The sequence below is a fragment of the Nitrosococcus oceani ATCC 19707 genome, assembly GCF_000012805.1.
Lineage (GTDB): Bacteria > Pseudomonadota > Gammaproteobacteria > Nitrosococcales > Nitrosococcaceae > Nitrosococcus > Nitrosococcus oceani.
Genome location: NC_007484.1, coordinates 3,337,830 through 3,358,869, shown reverse-complemented (window position 1 = coordinate 3,358,869; position 21,040 = coordinate 3,337,830). Strand labels below are relative to the sequence as shown.

The following is a 21,040-nucleotide window of genomic DNA, read 5'->3' as shown; positions in this document are numbered from 1 at the left end:
TGCCATGCCTATATTGGAATTTATGAAAGCGCTTAAAAACGGGAGGCATTTTTTTCTCATAGCGGGAGCAATGATAGCAGTCCTCGTAGCGGGAAACGCTATTGGTACTATTTATTACGGTAAAAAAGAGGCGTTGGAACTGGCTTTTGGCAAAGGAGCCCAAGTCGAGATATTGTCTCTATTTCTGACTGATTCCCAAGTAGAAGAAATCGAGCAGCTTGCCCGGGCTAAACTGGAATCTAAACTGTTTACCTTTTATGTGGGGCGAAATGAAGGCGAGCTCCTTGGCTATGCAGCGATTGAGTCCCATACGGTACGTACTAAGCCGGAAACCTTGTTGATTATTCTTACCTCTAGGGGCGAGCTGGATAAAATTTACACCCTTGCTTTCCATGAGCCTCCGGAATATCAGCCGCCGCAACGTTGGTTTGCGCAGCTTTATCACCGCCAAATCACTGAGCTTAATCTTAATTACGGAATCCAGGGTATCACTGGCGCTACCCTAAGTTCGCGGGCGGCGGTGAGCAGCGCCCGTAAAGTGCTGGCCATTTATCAAGTTGTTATTAAAGAGAAATATTGAGAAACAAGCTCTGTGGTATTAAACAATTTTTTTCTATCTAGGCGCTTTCGTCCGTAGAGAGCGAGAGATGACAACCCCAAGCCAGCGGTGGGCGAGGTGCTTTTGATAGTTTCGTTTGCTATCGTTCCTGGTTTACCTTGAGATAGACACGGTAGCAGCTTTCTCTCATACTTACGGTGGGCAGGCTAAGGCTGGCAAGTGGGTTAACGTTGCAGGCCAATTAGATCCAGCTAATGATAGTAGCTTCCAATAATCATTGCTTCCAGCCATGAAGCCCCGGGAAAACATATTGAATGTATTCCCTCGCCTTAGTTGACAAAGAACTATATCAAATATATGTTTTCAGATTCTGACCGAGTCTATGAGGAAGGATAAGCACAATGCAATCAATTGCTTCGTATATAACACTCCTCGGCACAGTGTTGCTCATTGGGGTGTTTTATTTTGTTATTAGTAATTCTAAGCTCCAGGAGGAGTATTCGTCTTTTAGTAAAAAATGGTATAGCTTTCGCGGTAAGTGGTTTATATTCCTAATTATTTTAGGGACTGCGTTAACTTTGGGAACACTCATTCCCTTTCCCATCCCCTCTCAAGCCAAGGTTTATTCCAGTGATGATTATCAGCAAGTCGATGTGAGTGGACATCAGTGGTATTGGACGATGAGTACTGATACCGTCGTTGCGGGTAAGCCTGTGGAATTCCGGGTTATTGGGGCTGATGTTAACCATGGTTTTGGGGTCTATAATGAAGATTTAGAACTCGTCGCCCAAGTTCAGGCAATGCCTGATTATACTAACAAGTTAATTCATACATTTGATGAACCCGGAAAATACCGCATTTTTTGCCTAGAATATTGCGGCTTGGCGCACCATGTCATGATGAGTGAATTAAAGGTGGAAGCTGCCAACTAGGCTTTTGAAACATAGAGGAGAGAGTAGCGGAGACGGTCATGAGTACAACAACAGTAAGCAATAAAATTAGTTATAGTGAAGCGGAGAACCAAGGTGCCCTGGTGGCGGTGAAAGCCCACCTGATTGCTGCATTTTTGGTTTTCTTATTAATGATGCTGGCGGGCGCGACGTTGCGTGCTGCCCAAGGCAACATGGCGCCAATAGGAGCGGATGTCTTTTACCAATTTATGACGGTCCATGGCGCTGGCATGATCGGTATAGCAGCAATTGCTGGAATGGCGGTGCTATGGTATTTCCTGCGTCAGTATGTGCCCTTAAGCACTAAGATATTTTGGATCAATTTTGGCATTTTCCTCACCGGTGTAGTCATTATTTTAGGGTCCGTATTTCTTGGCAAGTATGGTGGCGCCTGGACATTTTTATACCCCTTACCAGGTATTTCCATGGGTGCTTGGTCCACTGGGGCAGCCGCGGCATTTTTGCTGGGGTTGCTTATTATTGGCACCGGGTTTCTTATTCTCCTTTTAGATTTTGGTCGGGCCATTCTTTCCAGCTATGGTAGCTTTGGCCGCGCACTGGGGTTACCCCAGTTGTTTGGCAAGGAGCCGCTGAATCCCTACCATCCAGCGACCGTGGTCGCGGGAACCATGGTGCTCATCGTTGATTTTATCGGTATTGCGGCAGGAGCGGTGGTGTTGGTGATGATGCTGGTCAATCTTTATAACCCAGAATTCAAGCCCGATCCTTTGCTGGTCAAGAACTTAATTTATTTCTTTGGTCATGTGATTATCAACGTGGCAATTTATTCTGCGGTAGTGGCTATTTATGAATTACTGCCTCGTTACACCGGCCGTCCTTATAAGACCTCAAAAGTATTTTACGCTGCTTGGTTTGCCATCGTTTTCATGGTCATGAGCGTCTATCCCCATCACTTGTACATGGATTTCCCCATGCCAAAGTGGGCCATGATAGGGGCGCAGATACTTTCCTATGGCAGCGGTTTGCCTGTAATGGTGGTGACCGGTTATGGGGCACTGATGCTTGTATATCGCTCTGGGATTCGGTGGAATACCTCTGCCAAGCTGCTGATGCTTTCCATATTTGGCTGGGCTGCGGGAGGCATTCCGGCAGTTGTTGATTCCATGGTTTCCTTTAACCGGGTCTTACACAACACCATGTGGGTGCCGGGCCACTTCCACTTTTATTTGCTGCTAGGCGTGTTGCCCATGATCTTTGGTTTTACTTTCTATCTTCTTAATGGAGCCAATGGCGCTCAGGAAGAAAAACCACCTTTAACCGAACGGCTAGGATTTTACAGCTTCGTGGGAGGAGCCTTGTTGTTCGTAGGAGGATTTCTGGCTAGTGGTGCTAGCGGGATTCCCCGTCGCTGGGCAGTTCACTTAGAAGAGTGGGTTCCCTATGCGCAATGGAGTACTCTGGGCGCGGTATTAGTGATAGTGGGTGTTTTGCTATTTACCTTGCGTGTGCTTACTGTACTTCCGAAAGCTCCCGATCCTGCACTTGCACCCGCCCACTAAAAGGTAGCAGGTAAGTCTAGGATTCAGGAAATGAATAAGCACCTGATAATTCTAGAGGTTAGTATGAATAGCGGCTGCGTTTCTTTGCAATAGGGAAGCGCGCCGCTTTTATCTATCAGTTTTTTATACTAGCTTGGAGAGTGTAAGGGATAAATCTCATTTAACGGGAGTCTAATCGCTCCACGCAGCCTCAATGAGGAGGATTGAGAAATGAGAACTCTGTTTCTAAGTACGCTCTTGGCAATAGCGGGCCTGACAGCGCTATGGGTAGGCACAGACGGGGGTCGGGCCTTTACCGCAGAAACTGCGCGCCGCCTCGAAGTGCGCGAGCATCCAAAACCAGTCCCCAACTGGCATTTGGAGGATCAGAATGCTAAGACACTAGCACTGGGTGATTGGCACGGGCGATATGTGGTTGTGGATTTTATTTACACTAGCTGTACGAGCGCATGTTTAACGCTCAGCAGCGGCATGGGGAATCTTCAGAGAGAGTTTGAAAAAGCGCTGGATAAAGATAGGCTGCGCTTATTGAGTATTAGTTTTGATCCAGAAAAGGATACCCCGGAGCAGCTCCGACATCATCTATCCCATTTCTCTGGCGAAGGAAAATATTGGGCTGCGGCGCGCCCCACTCATACTGTTGAGAAAAAGGCGATTCTAGACTTCTTTAAGGTAACGGTTATTCCCGATGGAATGGGCGGTTATACCCATACTGCGGGTTACCATGTCATTAACCCCCAAGGGCGCCTAGTAGCCATTTTTGGGGTTGAAGAATACCCCAAATTGCAGGATTATTTGACTATGGCTCTTGTTGAAGGGGACGTTGGTGAAGGTTAGTAAGCGGAGTTGGTATTTGCCTTGCCTGATTTGGGGATTGCTAGCGTTGCCGCCCTTACGGCATGCCCTAGAGATGAGTATGATTACCCACATGCTGGTGCAGTTACCAGTTCTAGCCTTTTTGGGATGGTGGTTGGGTCAAACCTTCCCGGAAAAGCTAAAGCGTAGAATTGCTCCATGGAATCGGTGGGGTATCTCCGGTATGATTTTAGTCGTTGTGACTGTATTTTACTGGATGCTGCCCCGTGCCTTAGATGCGGCCATTTCAGAGCCGCTTTTTGAAATCGCCAAATTTATTGGTATCCCATTATTTGTTGGTACTGCGCTTAGCCTGAGTTGGTTTCAGCTTAACTTCATTGCCCGAGGAGTATTGATGCTAGAGTTCTGGGCGATGTTTATGCGTTTAGGCTGGTTATATGTGGTGCTTCCGGATCGCTTATGTGCTAATTACTTACTTGGGGAACAGCGTATACTTGGCCGGGCTTTATTAATTCTTGGAGGTATTTGGGCTGTGAATTGGACATTACGCGTTTTATTTGGCGTAAAGTGGAAAAAGCCTAAAATGTTGGCATCCAGTCCATCGCTCTCGGAAAAAAATAAGTCGCCCTGATCAATATTACAGCGGGAATCGCACCGCTATATTTAGGTGAGTAATTTTGCGGTACCTCCGCGTTACCAAGAGAAATAAAGCAATATATTCTCCAGATCAGAACTTGGAGATTTCGGCAACATGCATTCTCGACTTAATGACTCGCTGCTTTAGGAGGAAACCATTCAATCTGGAGCGAGGAGCGTAACTGGCTTTTATTCTTAACAATATCGGCCAATGTATAGCGGTCTAGCACTGCGATAAATGCACAACGGGCTTCCCAAAAGACATTTTTTAATTCGCAGCAAGAGGAAATAGAGCAAGTGTTGTGTGCGGCATTAAAACATTCAGCCAGGTCAAATCGTCCCTCCGTCTGTCGCACCACTTGTCCTATATTAATGTTCTCGGGCGCTTGCGACAACCGCATGCCGCCTCCTTTTCCTCGGGTAGTATCAATATAACCTAAGTTTGCAAGGTTATGGACTACCTTCCCAAGGTGATTACGGGAAATATTATAGCTTTTGGCTATTTCACTAATAGTAGCAAGTTCCTTATTATAAAGATCGAGATAAATTAAAACCCGTAATGAATAATCCGTATATTGTGTCAGTTGCATTGCCTTTCCTTTACTAAGAACTAGGCTCTCTCTAATTATAGATTAGAAATACAGTTTATGCTTCGGGCATTTTTAAGTCAATCAATAGGCCATACATCCTATAGTGAATGAGCGAAACCCTCCCTACGGCTTGAGGAGATAGTCGCTAGGAGTTGTTTATGGCATTTCCCAAATAGAGTAGTAGTATGGATATCGAGATATCAGGATGAATAAAACTGAGCTAGTTAATTTTGTTGTTTTAAAAGCAAACCTTTCCCAGGCGACAGCCCAGCGTGCTGTAAATGCGCTGTTCCAGACGATCACTGGAGTTCTAAGCGAAGAGGGGAGGGTTAATTTAGTAGGCTTTGGTTCTTTTTCTGTGCAAAAACGAGCTGCCCGTTCCGGCCGCCATCCCCAGAGCGGAGAGGTGATAATCATACAAGCAAAAAGTGCCCCCACCTTTAAGCCTAGTAAAGCGCTCAAGGAAATAGTACAACAGCGGAAACAGTAATTCTGTCATTTTTGCCCTGCAGGCGGAGTGGTCCAAGAGTATGCCCATTGTTTGCAGGGACATTTCTCCTTTCTGCTAGGGAAATTTTAATATTAAAATAAGTAATTAGCCGCAATTTTTTTCTTTTCTGCGTTTCTGTAATGCTCTGCTATGAGGGAACCAGCTTCTTGTAAATGTGGTCTTATAGATTATGAATAAATCCCCATATTTAATAATCACAATAATCTTATTTTTGATCTCTTTAGGAGGGCCGGTTTTTGCCAGGAATGTACATAAATGGATCGATGACAAGGGGGTTACCCATTATTCAGATGAAGCGCCCAGCTCTTCTGCAACCCAGGTAACCCTGATCCAAGTGCCTTCATCTTATCCTGCCGTTGAAAATAATTATTACTCAATAGCTAACCAATGGCAGCGCCTACATCAAAAATATATTCAACGAGAAAAAATAAAGCTGGAAAAAGCTAAACAAAAGGCGGCACAACAACCCACTTCACCGCAAGTTATATATGTGAATACACCGGATCGGTTTCAATATGGCATCGCCTATCCGTATTTTTTTCATCGCAACCTAAAGCATCATGGACGCCAACATAGACTAAGCCGGCACCATAAAGGTAACCATGCAACGCATCATCGAAAAAAGCACGCCAATCGATTCCTTCCTGGAGATAGGCATGGTTCCCCCTCCCATCGAAAAGCAGGCGGCTTGATACTCAAAGCCGACTAAACAAGTATATTAATAACGATACGGACCCAAAACGTGGGCGCGAATTCCTGCGCCTCGCCTTTTGAGTAGCGGTTGAGCGATACTAGGGATTGATCAGCGGAAAAACCTTATGCGCCCTTCACAAATTACCACACTCCTTAAGCGAGAATTTACCGCAGTCCGAAACGGCCAGCATACGCCTGTAATGCTTTGGGGGCCGCCGGGTGTGGGCAAATCCCAGATTCTTTTTCAGGTAGCGGATAGCTTTGGGGTTCCACTCATTGATCTACGCTTATCGCAGCTTGAACCGACTGATCTGCGTGGAATCCCTTTTCGGATAGATCACTGGGTAGAATGGGCTATCCCCTCCATGCTGCCCAACTCAAAGCGCCACGGGTCTGAAGGAATTCTATTTCTGGATGAGTTAACATCGGCCCCCCCCACGGTCTCAGCCGCTGCCTACCAGCTTATCCTGGATCGCCAGTTAGGAGAATATACTGTTCCAGAAGGTTGGGCGATCGTGGCGGCGGGTAATCGTCAGGGCGATCGAGGGATTACTTATACCTTACCTGCCCCCCTTGCTAATCGCTTTACTCATTATGAAATCGAGCCCCATATAGGCGATTGGGTTACTTGGGCAGCTCATCGGAGTATCGACCAACGTTTGATTGGGTTTTTACTGTATCGGCCTGAACTGCTGTTCGATTTTGACCCTAATCAAAACCCCCTTGCTTTCCCTACTCCCAGGTCCTGGGAATATGCCCATCGGGCCTTGCAAAAATTCGAGGATATTCCAGAACTTCTGCTAGAGACCCTGCAAGCCTGTGTGGGTCCTGGAGCCGGTTTAGAACTCAAGGCTTTTATTGATAATATGGCGCAAATGCCCGATGTGGAAGCAATATTGCGAGGAAAAGACGTTTCCATTCCAGAAGCGCTGGATCTCCAATATGGGGTTGCCGCTACCTTGGTGCGCCGCGCAGTGGATGCCAGGAATAGCCATGAAGCGCACCAGATCTACGGCCATATCCTGGGTTATGCCACCCGGCTACCAGAACGGGAGATAGGCGTGATGCTCGTTACTGAAATGTTCCGGGCCATCGGCCGTCCCCTGCTGAAGCATCCTGAATTTGCCAAATGGGCGCGGCAGGTTTCCGATCTAATGCTTTATGAACGATAAAATAGCGCCTGCGTCCAAAGAGACCAAGCTCCATACTAAACTCAGTGCTGCCCGAACGCGCCTTATCGTGGAACGGCCTTTTCTGGGGGCTTTGGTGCTGCATCTTCCCTTACGGGAAGCCAGCCCCGAGTGGTGCGGCAGCACCGCCACGGATGCCCGCGCCATTTACTACAATCCTGCCTATGTGGAATGGCTTTCCTTCGAGCAGCTTCAATTTATTCTGGCTCATGAGGCCCTCCACTGCGCTTTATGCCATTTTGCCCGCCGCGGCCGCCGGCATCTAGGCCGTTGGAATGCAGCCTGCGATTATGCTGTCAATCAATTACTGGTTCGAGAGGGATTAGAGCCTCCGCCTGGGGTGTTGCTCAAGCAAGATTATCGTGCCCTCAGCGCCGAAGAAATCTATCCTTTGCTCCCCGTGGGAGCAAAACTGCAAACGGTTGATCAGCACGTCTATGACCACGAGGACTCGCCCTCCAATGCCCCCGCTGATCTCAATCCAGCCAGTCAAGATTGGAGTATCCATGGTCCAGAGCGGCACAACCCGCCCGTCTATGACGGTCGTCTCCTTCCCTCATCCCAAGTCTCCGCTTCCGGGTCGCCACCCCCATTAACCGAAATGGAACGGGAACAGCTTGGCCGCTTGTGGCAACAGCGGACTGTGAGTCTTGCCCAGCAAGCCTTGCAGAACGGTAAGCTAAGCGGTCCATTGCGGCGCCTTATTGGGAATTTAGGGCGCCCCCAGCTTCCTTGGCGGCAGTTACTTGCGCAGTACTTGAGTGCGGCTGCCCAGAATGACTACAGCTTTGCCCGCCCGTCCCGCCGCGAAGGTCCGGCAATTTTACCCCGTCTCGCCTCTCAGCAAATAGATCTGGCGATCGTACTGGATATCAGCGGTTCCATTCATGATGAGCAATTGCAGAGTTTTCTTACCGAAGTCAGCGCCCTAAAGGGTCAACTTTGTGCCCGCGTAACTCTCCATGCCTGCGATGCCGACCTGTGCGAACTAGGCCCCTGGATTTATGAATCTTGGGAAGGACTGACCCTGCCAGAAAATTTACCCGGTGGCGGCGATACCGACTTTCGGCCTCCCTTTGCCTGGCAAGCACGTGAAGGACTCTATCCGGACGTTTTGCTTTATTTTACCGATGCCCGGGGTCCATTCCCGCAAGCAGAGCCCCCTTATCCCGTCATCTGGCTGGTCAAGGGTAAAGCCCAAGTGCCGTGGGGGCGAAGAATACAGCTTAATTAAGCTTGGAAAGATAATACATTGATTAATATAAGTAAAAATTGACCAAACTATTTAAGTTCATAAGAGGCTATTATGGATTGGCTCAGTCTTCTGTTAGGCCTGGTGATACTTTTCTTCTTGGTCTTTGAAATTTTTTGGACTACCTTAGGCGAATCAGGGGGGCCCTTGACTAACCGCATCGCACAACTGCTCTGGCGTCTTCTACGCCGGCGCGGTCTCCGTATATCACATTGTTTGCGGTCATTTTTTGGCATTCAGATTGTATTAGCAGTAGTCGCTGTCTGGATCTGCCTTCTGTGGCTTGGTTGGTTGCTGATATTTTGGAGCAGTGCTGAGGCAGTGCTCCATAGCCAAACACACCTGCCCGCCGATTTCTGGGCCCACATTTATTTTACCGGCTTTACTATTTTTACCCTCGGCACAGGCGATTATGCTCCCCAAGGTGCCCTCTGGCAGGTACTGACTGCGATAGCCTCCCTGAGTGGATTGTTTCTGGTGACTTTTTCTATTACCTATTTAGTCCCCATCGTGCAGGCGACGGCACACAAGCGCATGGTGGCACTGACGCTGTTTAGCCTCGGCGCAACGCCACAGGCTATCCTCGCTAATACTTGGAATGGTCAAAATTGGCAACCCTTGGAACAGTACTTGATTATGCTGATTCCTGAACTCGCCATTTTGAAGCAGCACTACGTCACCTACCCAGTGCTGAACTATTTCCACACCTCTAACCCCGCTGAGGTAATCAGCCTGCGCTTAGCGGCTTTGGATGAAGCGCTGACTATTGTGATCTACGGCCTTAAACAGAGGCAGCAATATTTCCTCCAGCCCAGCTTACTTCATCCGACTCGTCAGTTACTATCGACCTGCCTGCAGGCTATGGTGCGTACTTATTCAATCAAGCAGGTTCAGAAAATTCCCCCTTCACCGAATCTTTCTACTTTAGCTGAACACGGCATTCCAGTTATTGCTCAGCAGCAGTTTCAACTCAATTTGGCCGAATTAGCAGAGCGCCGCGCCCTCTGGCTGGCGCTGACGCAAGAAACGGGCTGGCCTTGGCTTAAGCAGCAAAGTGATACCCGAACTTAAAAACACTACGCCTCTGTCAATAATCGTCAGCATGTTATAGAGATAATCTCAGCGCTGTTTGGAAAGTGCTCCAAAAATAAGGATATATTTCTTAGCCCCCGTTCAATCTGCTGTTTAAACAGAGCTTACAGCTCATCACCAAGCACAAGGAAAATATGAAAAAACTCCTGACTTTGCCCGATAAGCATCCACAAACGAGTCTGTAAGGGATATGCTATTGAATCAGTGAAATTTTTAGCGGCAGGAATAAAAGAAAGCAATCAGCGTGAAATCGTAATAATTTTTCTCTATCTGTGCTTAGGCTCTCCTGAGGATCGAGATGGCGGTATGGCGTTATAAGAACGGAAAAAAGCCACAAAAAGTATTCTGCAGAATTGAGCATCAGCCACAAGTATTTGTCCAAGTAGCCAAAACAGCCCTAGCCGACCTGAGCAGCAAAAGCAATATAACCTAAGATGCGCTATGATCAAATAAATTATCGAATTTCTTGTCTCGGCTCAGTACATGCCGCGGATAGTTTATCCCGTCTGTTATGGAGACTTGAGAAGGTTTTATTATTACAGCAGCAAGTAATATATAACGGATATAGCAGAGGACTGATTATGGACCACCTGATAGGAGAAAGCGGGGAACTAGGCTGGGTGTCCCTAAAAGCGCTTTTGCTTTATCTGACTGCTGTCATCGGCTTTCGGCTTGGCGAACGCCGTACCCTCATTGAAATGTCGCCCTTTGATTTCGTCGCCGCCGTTGCCGTTGGCGCTATTGTTGGGCGCGTACCGAATGCCAGCACTACCAGCTACCTGGCCGGCGCAGTTACCTTGGTTACCTTGCTCCTTGCCCACCGGATTATCACCCAGTTGCGCTACTTTCCCAGCATTGCCGATCTGGTGGACCCTCCGCCACGGGTGCTTATTGCCCATGGGCAGGTACTCAAAGGTGAGCTGCGGCAATGCGGATTGACGCTCAACGACTTGCATGGGCTGCTCCGCCAGCGCGGCGTTGAGGATCTAAGGGAGGTTCAATTTGTGATCTGCGAGCAGCGGGGACAGATTTCCATTATCCGCCAAAAAGACCGGACCGATACCGATTCCAGTCTAATACGGGACATCGTAGCGCGAATATCCTCGCCGCCATAAACACTATCAACCTATGCTCTATTTTTGCGGTTCATCATGGCACGCACGTGCCTCACTTGGGCTATGAACCGCCTCCTGGAAGGGCTGGCATTCTGGTAAGGTTGATCCGTAGATCCTGTTCCGGCACGACATATTGAATGGACCTGAGCCGCAAACCCACCGCTTGCTTTATAAGCTCAATAGTGATCCATTCATCCTCCCGGACAGCGGTGATTGTGGTAATGATCGCCTAGCAGCTCCTTGAGGGATAAAATTATAGGATTTCCCATTTCAGCCATTAAAAATGCTCCGGCTGAAATAAAAAAGAGGACCTGCTCCTCGATGTGAGCCCGTTTCTGTTGATAGGCCGCCCTTAGCGCTTGGACTCGCGGATTTTTTTGCTGTGGGTCGTAAGAAGGTTTTTTTACGACTTAACTTTAACCGCTTTAGCCCCCACTGCCCGCTCAATGTTAAAGTTTGGGGTTTCCTCCAACCACGCCTTGTATCTACGCTCCAGCCGCTTTATTCACTTTCGGCTCGACCCCATCGCCCATCAGCTCCGGGACCATACGCTCACTTCCCTGGTAGTGTTTCCACCACCGCTTAAAGGTCCTCTGCGAGACTAAAAATCGTTTCGCCACCACCTCCTCGCTCAGCTCCCCTTGTTCATGGCACGTTATCAGCTTTTGGCGTAAATCCTTCGAGTAAGGGGCGGATATCTCTACCTCCTCCTGACCCACTTTGAATTCAATAGTAAAAGATTAACGCCTTCTCTTCTCGGTGTTAACTTAAACGTTAATTGCTATAGAGCAGATATAAAAGCTTGGTTTTTCACAAAAATTTATTTTACCCTGACTAACACGGCATTTGCCGTAAGGCTTCCCGGATGATCTCTATCCCCGCGCCAGGCCGATGAGCATTTTCGCTTAAATGGCGGCGCCAGGCCCGTGCCCCTGGTTGGCCTTGGAACAACCCTAGAATATGGCGGGTCATATGGTTCAAATACACGCCTTGGACCAATTGCTCTGCCACATAGGGCAAGAAAGCCTCAATAATCTCATGCCGGGTGAGAAAAGGATGAAAATCTCCATAGAAATTCCGGTCCACTTGGGCAAGTAGATAAGGGTTATGGTAGGCCGCCCGGCCAATCATGACGCCATCCAATAATTCTAAGTGCTCAGAAATCTCCTCCAGAGTGGTAATGCCCCCGTTGATGATTACTGTCAGTTGAGGAAAATCCTGCTTGATGGTCCGCACCACATCATAGCGTAAGGGAGGTTTTTCTCGGTTTTCCTTGGGGCTCAAGCCTTGCAGCCAAGCTTTGCGGGCATGGATGATAAAAGTTCGGCAGCCTGCTTGCGCTACCGTGCTGATGAAGTGGTCTAACGCTTCGTAGGAGTCCTGCTCATCGATTCCAATCCGGGTCTTGACCGTTACCGGGATTTGGGTGGCTTGAGCCATGGCGGCAACGCATTCGGCAACCAGCTCAGGCTCCGCCATCAGACAGGCTCCGAAGCGCCCAGACTGTACCCGGTTGCTGGGACAGCCCACATTAAGGTTGACCTCATCAAACCCATAGTCCTCGGCCATCTGGGCACAAAGGGCTAATTCTTCGGGATGACTTCCCCCCAGTTGCAAAGCCAAGGGATGCTCAGACTTATGATAGGCTAGAAAACGAGCTCGATTCCCATGAATGAGCGCTCCCGCAGTGACCATTTCGGTATAGAGCAGGGCACGATGGGAAATCAGGCGGAGAAAATAACGGCAGTGCCGATCGGTCCATTCCATCATCGGTGCGACAGATATTTTATAAGCTTTTGAGTAATCCGCCATTTGAATTGTTTTTTTACAGTCATAGGAGAAGAGCATAAGGGCCTCGACAAAATTTTCGAAGTATTAGTGCGAGGGGGCAGGAAAGCCCTGCGCCGATTCGTCAGGATAGGATTGGAATATCCGAAAGATAATCAGAACGCCCATCAAATCTTTTGGAGAGGAAAAACAGCTTTGTGACTTCCCTTCGTGCCATACCGTCCCTAATTTTATCCATAGGTACTGATAGAATGACAATAATAAAGGCAATTATATTTATGCTTTGCCCAGCTTTTATGGCAGTGTTCCTTGTGCCGAGCGTTTTTTCCTAGGATAAGCTGGACTCTAGACCTCTTTGCCACAGGATAGACGGCGCTACCGTATGCTGATCCCCGTTTTGAAGGAGATGCCGGCGTGATCTTTCAGGATTCCTAGCGAGCAGCTTTCCCTAAAGTTCTTCAAGCGCCTGAAACCGGAGCCTACCTATTCGGCTCTGGGCGGGTAATACCCCCTTCTAATGGGCGAGGCAGAGGTCGCGCCTCTCATCCTGGCGGTACGCGTAACCCGATGGTTGTTAATTGGCCCGCCAGAATCAAGTCTGATAATAAGCCTCGTGATGCATTCTTGCACCTGGGAGGTGTCTTGCCAACTATTCTGGAAACGGCCACATCTCAATGCCGAGAACGGCCAATGGAATCGAACAGAAGTTACTTGCCGGGAAATCGTTTCTCGCCAGCTTGGATGATTCCTCATTCGAGAACCGTAACAGCCAGCTCTTGGAGATCTTCAATAATCATTCAATGTACGAGAAGGGTTGGAAGGCCAATGTTCAGCATACTTTTCTGTGGCAGCAGAACTACGCTTCGGGCAACTGGGATGAGAATGATCGGGAGTTTTGTATAATCTTAATCCCTGCGGGTCCAATTCCCTGCTGCTTGCGGCGTAAGCTTTTTTGCCTCGTTCGGCTTTGTGCCTGGACTTGCGGGGCAGCTTTTGGGCCGCAGGCTTCTCTTTTGCAGGAGTAACTTTTGTCAGCGGACTATTCGCAGCAGCGTCCAGCCTCTCGAATACGGGATTCGCTTCCCGGCGCAGGCCAACCATCAGCTTAGCAGTTGCCGGGTTCCGGCTGTCGCAGTATGTTGGCCCAAGGAAACGGTGGTGGTATTGCCGCCTAACCATTCGTCCAAGCGATCCGCGTGACAGTGGCCGCTTAACTCAAGTGTTATACGGTAAATAGATGAAGATCACACAACTCAAAGACCATGCTCTTCTGAAATCGGCGGTAGCCGTTTGCAGGGAATACATAACTAAGTGCAATCCTGACGACCCAGCGAATGATCCATTGTCTACGAGGGAAGAAAGCTACGGGATAGAGGCATTTCTATCCATCAGTAATGTTGTTGCCTGTATAGATCAGCTACACTTTTCTATAGAGATGCTGTCAGGGTATAGGTCGAATAGTTCACCCGATAAAATGAATCGATATGACTATGTAGTCTATGGGATTGAAAATTATTATCTACGCTTTACATCAGTTTTTGATCGGTGCCTTCGCCTTGCGAACGTCATTTACCAACTTGGCCTTCCCGAACGGCAATGCAATAACGATTCCATAATAAAAAATGCCCACGTAAAAGGAACGCCTGTCGCTAAATCTCTAACTGAACTCGATAAGTTTACTGGGCCGTTCCGTTATCACAGAAATACGGTCGCGCATCAAGGTACTTACTCAGAAAAGGATCTTGACCAGCTTGGTTCTTATTACCTCCTCGCGGAAAAAGATGATGATTTTGAGCGCTACAGATATCTGTTCAAAAAGAAAACGGATGATTTCGTTGCCGAGAAAAAACAAGACTTTAAGGGCCAGCTCGTGGCTTTAGAAAGTCTGGTAGAAAATTATTTTGATTCTGTTCTTTCAGTATTTGAAACAAGATTAAAAGCATATGTATAACAATCATATGCACTCGGACAGCAAAAAGCGGAGCTCCTTTGTTACTCCGCTTTTTGCTGCCGGCGATGCGAAGTGTTATACGGGAAAATATTCAAGACATACAGGTGGAAATAATGGCGAAAGCAAAGATAGCGGATCGTATTCCGAAGCAGCTGAATTCGGAGCCGGGCGAATACTACTGGTGTGCTTGTGGGAGATCGAAGAAACAACCGTTTTGTGATGGCTCGCATGTCGGGACCGGTATCAAACCGGTTGCGTTCATGGTTGAGGAAGGGGCCAGCGAATGGCTGTGCATGTGCAAACAAACAGGTAATGCTCCGTATTGTGATGGGACGCACAAAACCTTGCCGCCGGATGAAACGGAACTGGAAATACCCGATAGGAGACCAAAAGCGGAGTCTCCGGCTCCAGTCAATACGCCAGAAGAGCCGACGGTGGAGTTTATCCACTCATTGGCTAAACACGGCCTAAAACACTACGGACAGCAAGGCAAAATGGATGCGATGGGCGTGCCGCGCTCCCGTCTGCCGGGCTGGGAGGATATACAAATCCTTACAGCACAACTTGCTCGTATGCCTCTGCAAGAGGATGCTCCCGTGGATACAGGGCTCACCATCGGCCCGAATGCAAAAAGGCCATTGCATCTTGCGCTACCCCTTTTTGTATCAGACATGAGTTTCGGCGCCCTATCGGAAGAGGCCAAAACTGCGTTGGCGCGTGGTGCGGAGTTGGCCGGGACCGGTATTGCTTCTGGCGAGGGTGGTATGCTGCCCGCAGAACAACAAGCCAATTCACGCTACATGTTTGAGCTCGCATCAGCTAAGTTTGGCTATAGCGAGTCCCTTTTGACACGTATTCAAGCGTTTCATTTCAAGGCTGGTCAGGCCGCAAAAACTGGAACCGGTGGGCATCTGCCGGGGGTCAAGGTCAGCGAGGACATTGCCTCAGTGCGCGGTATACCCGTCGGGAAAGATGCGGTGTCCCCATCCATTTTCCCGAATCTCAAGGCACCGCATGATTTCAAGGAATTTGCCGACCATGTGCGTGAGGTGTCTGGCGGGATTCCGATCGGTTTTAAGATGTCGGCCCAGCACATTGAAAAAGACATCGATTTTGCCCTGGAGGCTTCTGCTGATTACATTATCTTAGATGGAAGAGGCGGCGGTACGGGTGCGGCCCCACTTCTGTTTCGTGACAACATAGCCGTTCCCACGATTCCGGCGCTCGCACGTGCTCGTCGACACTTGCATGCCGTAGGTCGTGAGGATGTTACCTTAATCATTACGGGTGGATTGCGTACACCTGATGATTTCATCAAAGCGCTGTGTTTAGGGGCAGACGGCATTGCCGTAGCCAATAGCGCAATACAAGCCATTGGTTGCGTGGGTGCCCGAATATGCCATACAAATAACTGCCCGACGGGCATTGCCACACAGAAAGAGGAGCTGCGCGCACGGCTCAATGTTGATGTCGCTGCTGAACGTCTTGCCCGATTCTTTAGTGCCTCAACCGAACTCATGAAGGTTATGGCCCGAGCGTGTGGCCATACCAAGCTGAACGACTTCAATACAGATGACATTACTTCGTGGAAAAAGCCCATAGCGGAACTTGCTGGTATTCGATATGCTGGTCTCGCAGCCGAGTAACACGTGAAGAGTTTTCCGTATAACAATTCACTGCAGCGGACGGCAAGCCCTGACGGGCCACCGCTGAGTTCAAGCGTTATGTTTACCGGGAGTGTCGCGCATGAGCTACGAAGCAACCATTTTTAAGGTGATGATCCCGTCGCCCCCGGTGAGGTTGCATCGGAGCGCGCGATTGCTCGAGAGATAATTGCCGAATGGAACGTGGTTCATTCTTCCAATGGAAAGGTAGTGCTACTCCCAACTGGCTGGGAATCCCATTCCTCTCCGGACATGGGTTATTCGTCCCAAGCAATAATCAACAAACAATTTCTTGATAAATGCGATTTTCTGGTTGGATTTTTTTGGACCTGTATTGGAACGTAGACCAAAGACTTTGTTAGTGCCATTTTTAAGGTTGAGCTATCTCACCTCCCTCATCTATATTAGTCAGACTTTGGTATATTAATTTAGCGGTTGAATCCATTAAGCCTTTCGAGTGATTTCCGTCAGTCTCCAAAGCAATGTCCAACTCGGACGCCGATGAACGCGGCGCCGGTTAGCTTGGTCGTTATGTGGTATCGATAAGGAGTAGATTCTTTTGCCTGAGTTGAAGACTGTTGGCTTGTTTCTCATCACCGCATTAGCGGAAATTGCCGGCTGCTATTTGGCATATCTTTGGCTTCGGGAAGACAAAACAATCTGGCTTTTGGTACCCTGCGCTTTGAGCTTGGTGGCTTTCGTATGGTTGCTGTCGCTGCATCCAACCGCAGCGGGCAGGGTCTATGCAGCCTATGGTGGGGTTTATATTGTCATGGCGATCTTGTGGCTATGGGTAGTCAATGGAATTCGTCCAACCACATGGGATTTAGTGGGATCTGCGATAGCGCTTTTAGGTATGGCAATTATCATGTTCGCGCCTCGCACCACATAAGCAGTCAATCAAGTATGTTCCAGCCCTTTAGCCTCCCCAAGCGTGCTTACGTACGCCGCCTATTTCAGCGCTAGGTTGCGCGATGGTCCTGCTCTCAACTGGAGATTTTTATGAGCAACAATTTAGATATTATACGTAGCTTGTACAAGGCATTTGCTATTGGTGACATCCCTGCGGTTCTGGCAGTATTTTCTCCAGACATGCATTGGACCGAGGCTGAAGGCGGGCCTTACGGCGGCGTCTTTATCGGACCGGATGCAGTCTTGGAGAATGTCTTTATGAAGCTCTGCGGAGAGTGGAATGGCTTCGCTGCAGTGCCTAGGGAGTTTGTGGCAGACGGTTCCACCGTCGTAGCACTTGGCGAGTACAGTGGCTCCTACAAGGCTACGGGTAAAAGCTTCAAAGCCCCGTTCGCCCATGTCTGGAAGTTTGAGGATGGAAAAGTGGTCTCGTTTCACCAGTACACAGACACGGTTGTCCATCAGCGTCCATTGCAGGCTTAAATCAGGCGTCGGACTAAATGGTGAAGTCAGGAGATACTGGCTCAAAGAAGGATGCGGTTGATTCTTACGGTAGCGAGAAAGGAAGCGATGTTTCTGGCGTATCATGTGGTAATAAATCCTGGATCAGCGTTTGAGATGAAGGAAAGCGTTTTCCAGTAGATGCTGTAATTCGTATAAATTTTTATTATACTCATGCTGAAGGATGTAGTTTTTACGGGCTGGAATAGCGGCAATCATCAGCCGTTTATAATCAGACCCGTCAATCTGAAATCCTAATAATCTTTCCCGAACGCCCTTATCATGCTAGCGGATAAAACACCCCTACCTGTGATTCCAGTAAGGCCCAGGTCTTATCTGATATATTGTATCTGCGATTTGTGAAGGGGTTATACGAGATCCTTTCGTTGCCTATAGGATCGCATATTTTTATCCCTTGACTAACAATCTATCCAAGTGGATGCACTACATGCGCTGCTGAATGCGATGCTAAGTTTTACCGGTGAATAAAAAATATTATGATGGAATATCTCATCCAAATTATCCTGCTTTTGGCCACGGCGATCACTGTCGTGGTTATTTTTCAGCGCTTTCATACCCCGACCAGCCTGGGATATTTGTTGGTAGGGATAGTGCTTGGACCGTACACGATCGGACCGGTAGTTGCCATGCCGGAGCTGGAAGCGTTTGCCGAATTCGGTGTTGTTTTCCTGCTGTTTACCATAGGCCTTAATTTCTCTCTGCCCCAAATACACGCCTTGCGACACCAGGTTCTTGGGCTGGGTACCGGGCAGGTAGCGTTCACCACCCTGGTGGTTGGGTTGGTAGTGTGGCTCGCAGGATTACCGGTTGCCGCCGCGTTCGTGTTCGGCGCCGTTTTTGCTCAATCTTCCACAATAATTATTGCCAGCCTGCTCACCGAGCGGGGCGAGGAGAATACTCAGCATGGCCGTCTTGGGCTTGCAATGTCGGTTTTTCAAGATGTTACGGCCGTTCCATTTCTTGTGGCCATCCCTGTGCTGGGTACGTCGGTCACAGCGGATGTGCTGGCGGGAACGCTGGGCTTGGCCCTTGCAAAAGCCGTGCTTGCCTTCGTGCTTGTCTTTTTTGCCGGGCGCTGGTTGCTGGGCCCGTTGTTTCATGTGGTTTCCGAGCGCAGATCGGTTGAAATTTTCACCTTGGCTGTGCTGCTGGTTGCTTTGCTTGCCGCTTGGATCACCAATAGCCTGGGTTTGTCGCTGGCATTCGGCGGCTTTCTTGCCGGGATGATGCTGGGCGAAACGGAGTTTCGCCACCAGGTAGAGTCAAGTATTCGTCCATTTCGGGACGTATTATTGGGGCTGTTTTTTATCGGCATTGGTATGCGCTTCAGCCCGGCGGCGATACTCCCCATATGGCACTGGACCGTGCTGGGCGCGTTGCTTATTGTGACGAGCAAGACGTTGATTGTTGCCGCTATGGTGCGTGGGACAGGGATCGATACCCGGGTAGCGTGGCAAACCGGACTGATGGTGAGTGTGGGTGGTGAATTTGGGCTCGCTCTCATCGCTATCGCGCTCGATTCCGGCGTGATTGCCATGCAACTGGGTCAAATTGCCATCACCTCCGTGCTTCTGTCGATGATTGCTGGCGCTCTGCTGATCCGTTTCAATGGCACTATAGCGAAGTGGTTAGTCAAAACGCCTCGGGCAACAACCCATGATACAGCGGAATTACAGGAGGCCCCGGAAAAACAAGTGGTGATCGGCAGCTATGGGCGAGTGGGCCACACCATCGCCGTTCTATTGCACTCATGCGGCGTTCCCTTTGTGGCTTTTGACACCGATCCGAAGCGGGTAGCCCAGGGGCGGGCGGATGGGCATGCGGTCTGGTTCGGCGACATTGCCGATCCGGGATTGCTGTCTTCCATTCATGTGGAAAGGGCTTCTCTAGTCGTAGTCGCCGTTGACAGCCCCGGCACCGCATTAGGTGTGATGTCGTATATAAATAGAACCTGTCCGCAGGTGCCGGTGATCGTACGGGCGCGGGATCTCGAAACCAGTACACGCCTGCTTGCTGCCGGTGCTGCTCGCGCTTATCCGGAAACGATTGAGTTGAGTTTGCGCCTTAGTGTCACCGCGATGGAGATGCTCAATGTATCGTCCGATGAGATCGACGAGATGGTTCAGGGCGTGAGAGATCGAGGCTACCAGCCTATTCTAGAAGATGAGACCAATAAACCGTAAGATGCTTTATCGGTTACAGATATCACCGAATACAACACCGGTTCTTTAGAATAGAGAGGTCAATCAGGATGAACTTATTCAAAAATATTCTTTACGTATCTGAAGGCGCTGTGGCCCAGGACGCTTCGATTATGCGAGCCGTGTCCCTAGCGGAAAACAACCAGGCGGACTTAACCGCCATTGATGTGGTTCCAGGTATCGGTATATTGCGCAGCGGTTCGATATCCAATGAACTGCAAACCGCCACGGTGAACGAGCGCCGCAAAAAACTCGAGGCGCTGATCGAGCCTTACAGGAAACGGGTCCGTATCCGGCTGGATGTACTGGAGGGCAGAACATTTCTCGAAATTATTCGGGCTATTTTACGCAACGACCATGATCTACTGATCAAACCGGCTGAGAATCCGAGCTTTATTGAACGGCTGTTTGGCAGCGACGACATGCAGTTACTGCGCAATTGTCCTTGTCCGGTATGGTTAACACGTACGGAGGAAAAATCGAAGTACGAGCATATACTCGCCGCTGTCGATTTCAATCCGGATATGCCAGATGCAATAGAGCAGAACCTCAACCAGCAGATACTTGATTTATCTAGTTCTCTCGCGTTTTCTGATTTTGCCGCGCTGCATGTGGTTCATGTTTGGGATGCCCCGGCCGAGGCGATGTTACGCACATGGGCCGATGACCCTCAGAAGGCAAGCATTGCCTACGTCGAGGGTGTGCGGTCAAGTCATGAAAACGCCTATAACCGACTGCGGCGACAGTTAATAGAGCGCGTCGGCAGAGATGCTAGCGACTATCTCTCCCCTGAATTTCATATGCGTCGAGGGACCGCCGCCACCATTATACCCGACATAGCAAAGCAGCTGCATGCTGATTTGGTGGTGATGGGCACAGTCGCCCGGACGGGTATCGCGGGTTTGCTCATTGGGAATACCGCTGAAGCCATTCTCGAACAGTTGCAATGTTCTGTGCTTGCCGTTAAACCTCCCGGCTTTGTTTCACCAGTAAAGTTATCTAAGTAGCAGGAGAGAAATCTGGGCTTCCCAACAAGAAACTTTCATTTAAAAAATAGACGAGTATTTTTTGATTTTTT

At 49.1% G+C, this 21,040-nt stretch carries 21 protein-coding genes; 18 read left to right on the top strand and 3 right to left on the bottom strand.

Annotated elements, in window-relative coordinates; genetic code table 11:
* Positions 1 to 70: 70 nt before the first annotated feature.
* The 5 genes from NOC_RS15745 (at position 71) to NOC_RS15725 (ending at position 4,476) form a co-directional block, all read left to right on the top strand.
* Positions 71 to 580, top strand: coding sequence for an FMN-binding protein (locus NOC_RS15745; RefSeq protein ID WP_036526395.1), 510 nt, complete (start codon positions 71 to 73; stop codon positions 578 to 580).
* 380 nt (positions 581 to 960) lie between these two features.
* Positions 961 to 1,491 (top strand): cytochrome c oxidase subunit II, encoded by a 531-nt coding sequence (locus NOC_RS15740; protein ID WP_011331113.1) that lies wholly within the window; start codon positions 961 to 963, stop codon positions 1,489 to 1,491.
* Between the two features lie 38 nt (positions 1,492 to 1,529).
* Positions 1,530 to 3,029, top strand: a complete 1,500-nt coding sequence (locus NOC_RS15735) for a cbb3-type cytochrome c oxidase subunit I (protein ID WP_002813498.1) — start codon at positions 1,530 to 1,532, stop codon at positions 3,027 to 3,029.
* Between the two features lie 210 nt (positions 3,030 to 3,239).
* Positions 3,240 to 3,866 carry an SCO family protein gene (locus NOC_RS15730; RefSeq protein WP_011331112.1) on the top strand — a complete coding sequence of 209 codons (627 nt, stop codon included), beginning with the start codon at positions 3,240 to 3,242 and terminating at the stop codon, positions 3,864 to 3,866.
* Complete coding sequence (locus tag NOC_RS15725; RefSeq protein WP_011331111.1) at positions 3,856 to 4,476, top strand: hypothetical protein; 621 nt, start codon at positions 3,856 to 3,858, stop codon at positions 4,474 to 4,476. The genes NOC_RS15730 and NOC_RS15725 overlap by 11 nt, the downstream gene beginning before the upstream one ends.
* 133 nt (positions 4,477 to 4,609) lie before the next feature.
* Here NOC_RS15725 and NOC_RS15720 read toward each other — a convergent pair whose 3' ends face one another.
* Positions 4,610 to 5,071 carry an RrF2 family transcriptional regulator gene (locus NOC_RS15720; RefSeq protein ID WP_002812688.1) on the bottom strand — a complete coding sequence of 154 codons (462 nt, stop codon included), beginning with the start codon at positions 5,069 to 5,071 and terminating at the stop codon, positions 4,610 to 4,612.
* Between the two features lie 205 nt (positions 5,072 to 5,276).
* On the opposite strand from NOC_RS15720, the gene NOC_RS15715 reads away from it, so the two are divergent.
* The 6 genes from NOC_RS15715 to NOC_RS15690 all read left to right on the top strand — a co-directional run bounded on the left by NOC_RS15715 (position 5,277) and on the right by NOC_RS15690 (position 10,924).
* On the top strand, positions 5,277 to 5,561 hold the full coding sequence (locus tag NOC_RS15715; protein WP_002813503.1) for an HU family DNA-binding protein: 285 nt from the start codon (positions 5,277 to 5,279) through the stop codon (positions 5,559 to 5,561).
* A 232-nt stretch (positions 5,562 to 5,793) separates the two neighbouring features.
* Positions 5,794 to 6,291 (top strand): DUF4124 domain-containing protein, encoded by a 498-nt coding sequence (locus NOC_RS15710; protein WP_244859993.1) that lies wholly within the window; start codon positions 5,794 to 5,796, stop codon positions 6,289 to 6,291.
* 109 nt (positions 6,292 to 6,400) lie between these two features.
* A complete protein-coding gene (locus tag NOC_RS15705) occupies positions 6,401 to 7,447 on the top strand; it encodes an AAA family ATPase (RefSeq protein ID WP_011331110.1) in 1,047 nt (348 codons plus the stop codon).
* A complete protein-coding gene (locus NOC_RS15700) occupies positions 7,437 to 8,699 on the top strand; it encodes a vWA domain-containing protein (protein WP_002813692.1) in 1,263 nt (420 codons plus the stop codon). Before NOC_RS15705 ends, NOC_RS15700 begins: the two co-directional genes overlap by 11 nt.
* Before the next feature lie 72 nt (positions 8,700 to 8,771).
* Complete coding sequence (locus NOC_RS15695) at positions 8,772 to 9,788, top strand: potassium channel family protein (protein WP_002812605.1); 1,017 nt, start codon at positions 8,772 to 8,774, stop codon at positions 9,786 to 9,788.
* Between the two features lie 602 nt (positions 9,789 to 10,390).
* Complete coding sequence (locus tag NOC_RS15690) at positions 10,391 to 10,924, top strand: DUF421 domain-containing protein (RefSeq protein WP_011331109.1); 534 nt, start codon at positions 10,391 to 10,393, stop codon at positions 10,922 to 10,924.
* Between the two features lie 485 nt (positions 10,925 to 11,409).
* On the opposite strand, the gene NOC_RS15685 is transcribed toward NOC_RS15690, so the two are convergent.
* Together NOC_RS15685 and dusA are read right to left on the bottom strand one after the other, a co-directional pair.
* Complete coding sequence (locus tag NOC_RS15685) at positions 11,410 to 11,643, bottom strand: hypothetical protein (RefSeq protein WP_002811862.1); 234 nt, start codon at positions 11,641 to 11,643, stop codon at positions 11,410 to 11,412.
* Positions 11,644 to 11,758: 115 nt separating this feature from the next.
* Positions 11,759 to 12,736, bottom strand: coding sequence for a tRNA dihydrouridine(20/20a) synthase DusA (dusA, locus tag NOC_RS15680; RefSeq protein WP_244859992.1), 978 nt, complete (start codon positions 12,734 to 12,736; stop codon positions 11,759 to 11,761).
* Positions 12,737 to 13,386: 650 nt separating this feature from the next.
* Here dusA and NOC_RS15675 point away from each other — a divergent pair.
* From NOC_RS15675 to NOC_RS15640, 7 genes are all read left to right on the top strand, one after another.
* Positions 13,387 to 13,737, top strand: coding sequence for a hypothetical protein (locus tag NOC_RS15675; RefSeq protein WP_036497785.1), 351 nt, complete (start codon positions 13,387 to 13,389; stop codon positions 13,735 to 13,737).
* A 212-nt stretch (positions 13,738 to 13,949) separates the two neighbouring features.
* Complete coding sequence (locus tag NOC_RS15670; RefSeq protein ID WP_011331108.1) at positions 13,950 to 14,663, top strand: Cthe_2314 family HEPN domain-containing protein; 714 nt, start codon at positions 13,950 to 13,952, stop codon at positions 14,661 to 14,663.
* A 113-nt stretch (positions 14,664 to 14,776) separates the two neighbouring features.
* Complete coding sequence (locus NOC_RS15665) at positions 14,777 to 16,309, top strand: glutamate synthase-related protein (protein ID WP_011331107.1); 1,533 nt, start codon at positions 14,777 to 14,779, stop codon at positions 16,307 to 16,309.
* 577 nt (positions 16,310 to 16,886) lie between these two features.
* The gene (locus NOC_RS15660) at positions 16,887 to 17,219 is read left to right on the top strand and encodes a YnfA family protein (protein WP_002812988.1); all 333 of its coding nucleotides are present in this window, start codon (positions 16,887 to 16,889) and stop codon (positions 17,217 to 17,219) included.
* Positions 17,220 to 17,329: 110 nt separating this feature from the next.
* On the top strand, positions 17,330 to 17,722 hold the full coding sequence (locus NOC_RS15655) for a nuclear transport factor 2 family protein (RefSeq protein WP_002813174.1): 393 nt from the start codon (positions 17,330 to 17,332) through the stop codon (positions 17,720 to 17,722).
* Between the two features lie 515 nt (positions 17,723 to 18,237).
* Positions 18,238 to 19,944 (top strand): cation:proton antiporter, encoded by a 1,707-nt coding sequence (locus NOC_RS15645; protein ID WP_002812990.1) that lies wholly within the window; start codon positions 18,238 to 18,240, stop codon positions 19,942 to 19,944.
* A 68-nt stretch (positions 19,945 to 20,012) separates the two neighbouring features.
* Positions 20,013 to 20,969 carry a universal stress protein gene (locus NOC_RS15640; protein ID WP_002813252.1) on the top strand — a complete coding sequence of 319 codons (957 nt, stop codon included), beginning with the start codon at positions 20,013 to 20,015 and terminating at the stop codon, positions 20,967 to 20,969.
* The last annotated feature ends 71 nt before the right edge of the window (positions 20,970 to 21,040 follow it).